Consider the following 8,209-nt stretch of genomic DNA (forward strand, 5'->3'; position numbering starts at 1 on the left):
GGCACGCTGCACGGTCCGGGAGCGCTCGACCGCCTCGTCGCGGCACTTGTCGACATGGGCGGCGCGGTTGACCACCTGCAGGTTCGGCGCCCCCCAATAGCCGAGCAGCACCGGCCAGGGCGCGTCGCGGTGTTCCCGCCAGACCCGGTAGAGCGGCAGGGTGTGGTCGACCTCGGCCGTCTTCAGCAGGCGCTTGCCGGTGGTGGTGCAGCGATGCCGCTGGCGGAGCTTCAGCGCCCGGACCTGGGCATGCGGCGCGATCCAGAACTTCCAGGCCGCGACACAGGCCGCGTGCCAGCCGGCATTGGTGTTGGGGGCGCCGCGCGCCCAGAGATCCCGGTGCCAGCCGAACCGGTAGACCGGCTGACCGCAAATGCAGCAGGCGCCCCGGCCGCGGGCGAAGGCCGGATCGCGGTAGGGTGCCGGCGGCATGCGGAAGCTTCCGGCCCGGCCCTCGGCCCCGAGCTGCCAGGTCCAGCCCTCCGGCGTCCCGGAGCGGGCCGCCAGCGCCCGGGCCAGCCGGTCGGCGCGGAGGATGTGGTTGCGCCAGTAGCTCTCGACGGCGAGCCGCGGTGTCGGCGGGATCAGCGGGCGCGCCAAGGCGTGCTGAAGGACCGGTGCCGGGAAGACCGACGGCAGGGCCCGTTCCAGCCGCGCCCGGGCCTGCTCGTTGCGGAGGGTGCGCCAGCTCGATGTGGTCATGGTGGACCGGTGGTAACCCGGCCGGCGACGCGCCGCGACGGCGCCGCTGCAACAGCGGGCGGCCCCCGCACGCCCGACCTTCAGGGTTAAGAAAATGTTTCCCGTGAAACATCGCGCGGCTCGTCAGAAGCAGCATGGCCGCTCCGGTCCGGCTCAGAGATCCACCCCCATCGACAGGAGGTAGGTGCGCGGCGCGCCCTGAAAGAAGGTGCCGAACGACGCGACCCCGGTCCAGTACCGCGCATCGGTCACGTTGAGGACGCTGGCCCGGAAGGTCGTCGGCCGCTCGGCGACGAGGGTCGTGTAGCGCAGGCCAAGGTCGAGGCGGGCCCAGGCCGGCAGGGCCTGGGTGTTCGCGAGGTCGACGAACTGCCGCCCGGTGGAGATGACGGCGCCGTTGAGCGTCAGGCCGGGCAGCCCGGGCAGGTCCCACTCGGCGCCCAGGCTCGCCTGGACCTCAGGCACGCCGATCGGCCGGTGCCCGCGATTGGCGGCGAGCGCCGTCCGGACGAGGCGTCCGTCCAGCAGGGTCACGCCGCCGACCACGCGCACCTGCGGCGTGATCTCGCCAAACAGGCTCAGTTCGAGGCCGCCGACGCGCTGCTCGCCGGTCGCCGCGAAGCGCCCCTGCGGGCCGAGCTCGCCCGCGGGCTTCGTGATCCGGAAGGCGCCAAGCGTGGCGCCGAACCGGCCGAGATCGAGCTTCACACCCGCCTCGACCTGTCGGGCCACGTAGGGAGCGAGGATCGTGCCGGAATTGGTCGCCACCGCCGGAGCCACGTCGCCGCGGCTCAGGCCCTCGATGTAGTTGCCGTAGAGCGAGACCGAGTCCCAGGGCCGCACCACGAGACCGACCATCGGGGTCGTGGCGCTCTTGTCGTACGACGAGGCCAGCGTGCCGACATTCGACAGGTAATTGTGCGCCTCCACGCGCTGGCGGCGCACACCCAGGGTCAGCAGGACGCGCTCGTCGAGGGCCGACAGCGTGTCGGCCACCGCGATCCCCGACAGGGTGCTGTCGGACAGGCGGGGCCGGCCGATGCCGTAGATCGGCGCGATGTACGGGACGAGGGCCGGCACGTAGAGGTTCGACAGGTAGGCGCCCCGGCCGGGCGAGAACCGCCGTCCCGTCGCCTCGTCGTACACGGAGCCCTGAAGCGTGAGGGCGTGGCGGATGAATCCGGTCTCGAACCGGGCCCGGACGCCGGCGTCGTAGGTGAGCCGGTCGACGCCGAGGGCGTAGAATTGCGGCGTGCTGGTCGTGTCGCCGCGGCCGTTGAGGATCGTCGGTGCCGATTGGAAGTACCGCTCCACTCCGGTCTGCCCGCCGCCGACATCCGCGAACAGCGTGACCTGATCGGTCAGGTCGTACTCGGTGCGCAGCAGGCCGCCGCGATCGTCGACGTCCGAGTATTCCCAGGGCTGGGTCAGGTTCAGGCGACCGTCGGGCGCCCGCGGTACGGGCACGCCGGCCCGCAGGAGGAACGGGCGCAGCGGCGCGTTGAAGCGGTCCGTCTGCGCCAGCAGGTAGAGCCACGCGCGGAACCCGTCACCCTGTTAGTCGAGGGCCAGGGCCCCGACGCCGGTCGTCTCAGTCTGGCGGTCGAAGGGCGTGGCGCCCCCGTGCAGGCTGCCGACGACGCGGGCGCCCCATTCCCGTCCCGGCCCCCAGCGGCGGGCGACGTCGACCTGGCTGCCGCCCCAGGCGGTCGAGCCGTAATCCAGGGTGACGCGGGTCAGGTCCGCGCCGGCGCGCTTCGGGACGATATTGACCACGCCGCCGACCGCGCCGTTCGGCGACACCCCCGTGAGGGCGGCGGACGGCCCCTTTAGGACCTCGATGCGCTCCACGTAGTCGGTGAAGATGCGGAAGCTCGGGGCAATGCCGTAGAGCCCGTCGAAGGCGACCTCGCCGCTGGTGTTCTCGTTGGACGGGAAGCCCCGGATGGAGAAGGAGTCGAACGGCGCCCCCGTGGTCTGGGTGGCGCGCACCGACGGGTCGAGGACCAGGGTCTCGGACACCGTCCGCGCCTGCCGGTCCCGGATGAGCGTGTCGGTGTAGCTGGCGATGCTGAAGGGCGCCTTCTGGATCTCGGTATCGCCCAGCAGGCCGAGGCGACCGCCCCGCGCCACCTGACCGCCGGCATAGGCCGGGACCGGTCCGCGCGGCGCGGCCGCGCTCGCGACCGAGATTTCGTCGAGCTGGACCTCCCGGCCGGCCCCGGCCTCCTCCGCGCGGGCCGCGTGCAGCCCGGAACCGACGAAGCCCAGCAGGACAGCCATCGGGAGAACCGGCCGGGCCGCGCGCCGCCGGCGCCGGTTCCGCGCGGAAACCGACACCGAGAAATCTTGAGACCGCATTGTCGTGACGAAAGCTCCGAATCACGGAGCAAGGCAGCAAATATCTCTACGTGTGTCAAAAATACATTTGGATTAATTATAATTATATTCAGCGCACGCAGGGTCGATCTACGTGATCGATATTGAGTGCGTTCTATACTGAATTCCATTGCCGAACGACATCATTATCAGTGCCTCACTCATCATCGCACGGTCGAGCCGGCGATTTCGCGGAAGGCCGGGCCAGAGCTCGGCCGAGGCGCGCGGCCGGGATCGTCGGGCCGGGCGGGGCGTGCGGGGCCCGACACGACCGCGATCGGGTGTGGATCGCGCGCGTCCGATCGGGTTGCCGCGGCGGAGACCGGGGCGCCCGGTTGCCAGGGTTGCCCACCCCGCCTAGACGGGCCCGGCGCGAAACGTGCCTGTCACCCCTCCTCTAGTGCAGAGGTTTTCCCGTGATCACCGGTCCGTGCCTCATCGTCCAGCCGATCCACGCGGCGGGCCTCGACCGGCTGCGGGCGGCCGGATTGGAGCCGCGTCCGGCGAGCGGCACGGATCCCGAGACCCTGGCCCGCGAGGCCGCCCCGTGCGTCGCCGTCATCACCCGCAACACCGGCTTCCCGGCCCGCGCCATCGCGGCGGCCCCGGCCCTGCGGGTGATCGGCGTGCACGGCACCGGCACCGACCACGTCGCCACCGCCGAGGCGACCGAGGCCGGGATCGTGGTGGTCAACACGCCCGGCGCCAACGCCGTCTCGGTGGCCGAGCAGACGCTGGCGCTGATCTTCGCCCTGGCCAAGGCCCTGCCGGAGGCCGACCGCTCGGTCCGGCGCGGGGACGACAGCTTCAAGTTCACCGCCCGCCTGATCGAGCTGGCCGGCCTGACGCTGGGCCTCGTCGGCTTCGGGGCGATCGGGCAGGCGACGGCCCGGCTCGGCACGGCCCTCGGCCTGCGGGTGCTGACCTACGGCCCGAGCCGGCCGGACGCCGACTTCGCCAATGCCGGCGCCCTGCGGGCTCCTTCGGTGGACGCGCTCCTCGCGGAGGCCGACATCGTCTCCCTGCACGTGCCCCTGACCCCTGCCACCCGCGGCCTGATCGGCCGGGACCAGCTCGCCCGGATGAAGCGGGACGCCTTCCTGATCAACACCAGCCGCGGTGGTCTGATCGACGAGGCGGCCCTGGTGGAGGCGCTGGAATCCGGCACGATCGCGGGCGCCGGGCTGGACGTCTTCGCGCAGGAGCCCCTGCCGGCCGACCACCCCCTCGCCCGTCAGGCGCGGGCGATCCTGACGCCCCATGTCGGCGGTTCCACCGGGTCGGCCCTGATCCGCACCGCCGAAACCGCCGCCGGCCGCGTGGTCGACGTGCTGGCAGGCCGGCGGCCGGGCGGACTGGTCAATCCGGATGTCTGGGCGCGGCGGCGCGCCCTGTGATACCCTGAGACGGGTTGCCGCCGCGGGCCGCGCGACCGATCTCCGACCGGCACCTCAGGATGAGGGCGCGGGTGGGAAGGCCGCGGTCCAACGGCTCCGACCGCGCCCGGATCACGCCCTTTCGTCCGCACCACGACCGCCCGCCGCGCACGTTGTCATGCAATCGTCGCAGACGGGCCGGAAAGCCACGCGCTGCATCCGAGGCCAGAGAGGGCTCCATGGACTTCCACCGTCGCTTCACGGTCCTGATGTGCGCCCCCGCCTTCGATCCGGACGATCTCGAAGGCGCGCGCGTCAATCAGATCGTGGCAGCCGTGGAGCAGCGCGGCTTCGAGGTGGTGCGCGCCCGGCGGGTCGAGGACGCGGCCATCGCGGTGCAGACCGACGCCGCGGTGGGCTGCCTCGTGGTCGATTGGGGCAAGCGCGGCCTCGACGGCAAGGCCGCCGCCCTCATCGACATGATGCGCAAGCGCGGCCTGGAGATGCCGATCGTCATCATGGTCCGCCGCAAGCGGCTGGAGGACATCCCGGTCGAACTGCTCGATTTCATCGACGGCTACATCTTCCTGGCGGAGGAGACGCCGGAATTCATCGCCCGCGGCCTCGTCAGCCGGGTCACGCAATACGCCCAGACCCTCAAGACGCCGTTCTTCGGCGCGCTCGTCGACTACGCCGAGAAGGGCAACCAGCTCTGGACCTGTCCGGGCCACAACGGCGGCATCTTCTACAACCGGTCGCCGATCGGCCGGATCTTCGTGGAGCACCTGGGGGAAGCGATCTTCCGCGACGACCTCGACAACTCGGTCCTCGACCTCGGCGACCTGCTGACCCACGAGGGCCCGGCGCTGAAGGCCCAGAAGGAGGCCGCCAAGATCTTCGGGGCCGAGAAGACCTACTTCGTCCTCAACGGCACCTCGGCCTCCAACAAGATCGTCCTGTCCTCGCTGATCGCGGAGGACGACCTCGTCCTGTTCGACCGCAACAACCACAAGGCGGCGCATCACGGCGCCCTGTTCCTGGGCGGCGGCATCCCGATCTTTCTGGAAACGGACCGGAACGCCTACGGCCTGATCGGCCCCATGTATCATGAGGCCCTCGACGAGACCCGGATCCGGGAGAAGATCCGCCGGAACCCGCTGGTGACCGATCCCGAGGCGTGGCGCCGGGAGCGGCCGTTCCGCGTCGCGGTGATCGAGCAGTGCACCTACGACGGCACGATCTACGACGCCCAGGAGATCCTGGAGAAGATCGGCCACCTCTGCGACTACATCCTGTTCGACGAGGCCTGGGCGGGCTTCATGAAGTTCCACCCGCTCTACGCCCGCCGCTTCGCCATGGGGCTGACCGGCCTCGACGAGACCTCGCCCGGCATCGTCGCCACGCAATCGACCCACAAGCAGCTCGCGAGCTTCTCCCAGGCCTCGCAGATCCACACCCGCGACGGGCATATCCGCGGCCAGACCCGGCGGGTCGAGCACAAGCGGCTCAACGAGAGCTTCCTCGTCCACGCCTCCACGTCGCCCTTCTACCCGCTCTTTGCCTCCCTCGATGTCGGCGCCCAGATGATGAAGGGCCGCTCGGGCATGATCCTGTGGGACGACACGATCCGGCTCGGGATCGAGTGGCGCAAGAAGGTCCGGGCGATCCGGCGGGAATTCGAGGAGAACGAACGCGATCCCGCAAGGCGCTGGTTCTTCGACCCCTTCGTGCCGGACGTGACGGTGAATGCCGACGGGGCCGAGGTGCCGTGGGAGAGCGTGCCGACCGACGAGCTCGCCGCCACGCCGCGCCACTGGGAGCTGAAGCCGGGCGCGCGCTGGCACGGCTTCACCCACGTGGCGCCGGGCTACGCGATCACCGACCCGAACAAGCTCACCGTGCTCACCCCCGGCTTCGACCGGCACACGGGGGCCTACGCCCAGCACGGCGTGCCGGCGCCGATCGTGGCGCAATACCTGCGTGAGAACCGGATCGTCGCCGAGAAGAACGACCTGAACTCGCTGCTCTTCCTGCTGACCCCGGGGGTCGAATCCTCCAAGGCCGGCACGCTGATCTCGGGCCTCGTCGCCTTCAAGCGGCTCCACGACGACAACGTCCCGCTGGAGGAGGCCATGCCGGAATTCGTCAACCGCCGGCCGAACCGCTACCGCGGCGTGCGCCTGCGCGACCTCTGCGCCGAATTCCACGCCTTCCACCGGGAGGCCGGCACCTCCACGCTCCAGCGGCGCCAGTTCGCCCCGGAGCACCTGCCCGAGATGGTGATGCCGCCCAAGAAGGCCGCCCAGCTGCTGACCCGCAACAAGGTCGATTACGTGCCGATCGCCGAGGCCGAGGGGCGGATCGCCACCACGCTGATGCTGGTCTATCCCCCGGGCATCGGCACGGTGCTGCCGGGCGAGCGCCTGGACGACCGGGCCAAGCCCATGCTCGACTATTTCAAGATGTTCGAGGCCTCCGCCAACCTGTTCCCGGGCTTCGAGGCCGAGATCCAGGGCGTCTACCGCGAGGTCGATCCGGACGGGCGGATCCGCTTCCACACCTACGTGGCACGCGAGGGGGCCTGATGGAGATCGAGGTCGAGACGCCCGGCCTGGTCCCGGCCCGCACCTGCCCCGACATCGTCATCCGCGCCTCCTCGGATGCGGATGTCGAGGCGATGGTGGCGATCTACGAGCACCACATCAGCAGGGGCGTGAGCGATGTCGGCGTCGCCGAGGAGGACCGTCTGCTTCCCGACGACCTGAAGCGGCGGCGCAAGACCATGCGCAAGAAGCGCCTGCCCCACCTCGTGGCCGACCGGGACGGCGCGGTGGCGGGCTACGCCTACGCGGTGCCGTTCCGGAAACGCCCGGCCTACCGCTACACGCTGAAGCACTCGATCTACGTGCATCCCGACCACCTGCATGCCGGGATCGGCCGCCGGCTGCTGCCGGCCCTGATCGAAGCCTGCGCGGCCGGCGGCTACCGCCAGATGATCGGCTACATCGACGCCGAGAACGCGGCGTCCCTGCGGCTCCACGAGGCCTGCGGGTTCGAGCGGGTCGGCTACCTGCGGGCGGTGGGCTTCAAGTACGGCCACTGGTCGGACAGCGTCATGGTCCAGCGGGCGCTGGGCACCGGGTCGGAGGACCGGCCGGGGTAGCGGGCCGGGACGGGGCGGCGTCCGACGCCCGGCCGCCGTCATTGCGAGCGCAGCGAAGCAATCCAGGAGCGCCACACTTACGGAGGGCGCGCTACCCTGGGTCGCTTCGCTGCGCTCGCGATGACGGAGCGCGTGACACCCGCCGAAGGAGTCGACCGGGGCCGGGATCAGTGGCCGGAGGCCGGCTGCGCCGTCGCGACGATGTCGACCTCGACGCCGACATCGAGCGCCACCCATTGGCCCGAGGCCCAGGCCCCCTGGCCGACGCCGAACTCGGTGCGGACGAGGCCGACGCGCCCCACGGCATGCGCCGCGCCGCCGTCGAAGGTCAGGTGGAACGGCAGCGTCACCGGCCGGCTCGTGCCGCGGATCGTCAGCGTCCCCACCGCCGCGTAGTCGCCCTGCCCCTTGTCGACGAAGCGGGTCGCCTCGAAGCGCGCCTGGCTCGCCGCCTTGACGTCGAACCAGTCCTTCTGCGGCATGGCCTCGTCGCGCTGGACGTCCCCGGTTCGCGCGCTGGCAAGGTCGACCAGCACGAGCGCGTGCCCCGCCTCGGGCTTGCGGGGTCGAAATCACGCTGGCCGTGAAC

At 71.0% G+C, this 8,209-nt stretch carries 4 protein-coding genes and 2 pseudogenes; 3 read left to right on the top strand and 3 right to left on the bottom strand.

Annotation, left to right across the window (positions count from 1 at the left end):
- Together I53_RS07675 and I53_RS07680 are read right to left on the bottom strand one after the other, a co-directional pair.
- Window positions 1–702: hypothetical protein (locus tag I53_RS07675; protein WP_043348728.1), on the bottom strand; the 702-nt coding region annotated here is incomplete at its 3' end.
- 153 nt (window positions 703–855) lie between these two features.
- Window positions 856–2,985 (bottom strand): annotated as a pseudogene (locus I53_RS07680) (TonB-dependent receptor).
- A gap of 512 nt (window positions 2,986–3,497) precedes the next feature.
- Here I53_RS07680 and I53_RS07685 point away from each other — a divergent pair.
- The 3 genes from I53_RS07685 (at window position 3,498) to I53_RS07695 (ending at window position 7,620) form a co-directional block, all read left to right on the top strand.
- The gene (locus tag I53_RS07685; RefSeq protein ID WP_043348719.1) at window positions 3,498–4,478 is read left to right on the top strand and encodes a hydroxyacid dehydrogenase; all 981 of its coding nucleotides are present in this window, start codon (window positions 3,498–3,500) and stop codon (window positions 4,476–4,478) included.
- A 218-nt stretch (window positions 4,479–4,696) separates the two neighbouring features.
- Complete coding sequence (locus I53_RS07690) at window positions 4,697–7,042, top strand: Orn/Lys/Arg decarboxylase N-terminal domain-containing protein (RefSeq protein WP_043348722.1); 2,346 nt, start codon at window positions 4,697–4,699, stop codon at window positions 7,040–7,042.
- Entirely contained in the window at window positions 7,042–7,620 is a 579-nt protein-coding gene (locus I53_RS07695) for a GNAT family N-acetyltransferase (RefSeq protein WP_043348725.1), read from the top strand. The genes I53_RS07690 and I53_RS07695 overlap by 1 nt, the downstream gene beginning before the upstream one ends.
- Before the next feature lie 167 nt (window positions 7,621–7,787).
- On the opposite strand, the pseudogene I53_RS07700 reads toward I53_RS07695, so the two are convergent.
- Window positions 7,788–8,174: pseudogene (locus tag I53_RS07700) on the bottom strand (YceI family protein); the annotation flags it as partial.
- Between the last annotated feature and the right edge of the window lie 35 nt (window positions 8,175–8,209).

This window comes from Methylobacterium sp. B1 (assembly GCF_000333255.1).
Taxonomy (GTDB): Bacteria; Pseudomonadota; Alphaproteobacteria; order Rhizobiales; family Beijerinckiaceae; genus Methylobacterium; species Methylobacterium fujisawaense.